The 1,504-nt window shown below is 35.6% G+C and carries 1 rRNA gene; it reads right to left on the bottom strand.

Features of this window, described 5'->3' with window-relative positions:
• A 23S ribosomal RNA gene (locus tag ACYVK5_RS12990) occupies positions 1–1,428 on the bottom strand; the annotation flags it as partial.
• Positions 1,429–1,504: the final 76 nt, after the last annotated feature.

Genomic DNA, 1,504 nt, shown 5'->3' with positions numbered 1-1,504 from the left:
CCTGTGTCGGTTGTAGGGTACGGTAATAATCATATAATTTTCCTGACCATAACAAATGTTATAGTTATCTATGACAAACTCATCAATAATAATCTTAGAGACCGTTATAAATCGTCGCTGTTAACCATGACAACGAAACCCTTGTTCAATCGGCGGATAGTATTATAACTATCTTCTACGTTACTCATGTTAGCATTTTCTCTCCCATTATGTCCAGATAATGAAACACTATCTTTCATCCACATGGGATGCTCCTCTACTCTGATTAAATTACAGAATATATAATTTAATTGACATAGTTTCGGTAAATGACCTATAGACCCGCATATTGTCGGTGCCTATAGTCCTTTAGGCAACTGAGTTGTTACACCCTCTTCAAATGATAGCTACCTCCAAGCTAACATCATTGCTGTATTAGGACTACGACTTCCTTAAATTCACTTAGTCATTATTTTGGGACCTTCTATCTATGTTCTCGGCTGTTTCCGTTTCGACTATCCACCTTATCATGAATAGTCTGTCCTTCCCATAAAAATTTACATCATTTGGTGGTTAACACATCAAAGGTAGAATCTATGATCCCCCAATTAAATTAACGATTAAAACCATTAATATGATGGTCAGTGCTCTACCTATGTAAGTATATATGGAAAACCGTACCTCAATACGTTTCGAGGAGTACCAGCTATATCGTGGTCAGAGTTGTCTTTCACTTACCACCCTTTGCTCATCGGACAATAATGCAACATTGACCCGTTCGACCTATGAGTCTGGCAAAGGGTAAATCACCACGTTTCGGGTCTAATCCTAGTAACTATCCCGAATTAGTCTTATACTAATCAGTCGCTGTCGCTGGGGTTATTAACCTTGCTACTAGAAATAACTCGCTAACCCATTATGCAAAAGGTACGTTATCACATTCAAAATTAATTGAATTGCTTTAACTGCTTGTATGATTGCTGATTCAGAATCTATTTCACTAGTCATCGACTTTCTTTTCATCTTTCCCTCACGGTACTTTTCACTATCGCTACGTCATTCATACTTAGCCTTTGAGGATGGTTCCCCAATTTCTTTTCTTTTTCTAAAAAGAACTTCATGCAAGTTTTCTCTTACATTACTTATTTATTATCTATTTTATCATAAGCATACAGGGCTATTACCTTCTACGGATTACTTTTTCCAAAGTATTCTGCATTATAATAATGATATTTGGCTAGTTCTATTTCGCTCGCCACTACTTTAGAAGTCACGGTTGTTTTCCTTTCCTACAGTTACTAAGATGGTTCAGTTCACTGTGTATATAATTTACGGTTTCCCGTGCGGAACGCTATAATAAATTCATATATTATATAGCTTTTAGACAATAAGTCTTCCGTATAATGAATGCGTGCTAGACATCCCCAACAATCACTTTGATTACTCACACCTATGTGTCCATATATTTGTCATACTTATATTTACAAATTTATAAATATTTACTTATCTATAACTAATATAATTC

The organism is Myceligenerans halotolerans (assembly GCF_054782975.1).
Note: the sequence above shows the minus strand (reverse complement) of the source record. Positions and strands in the feature narration are given on the sequence as shown.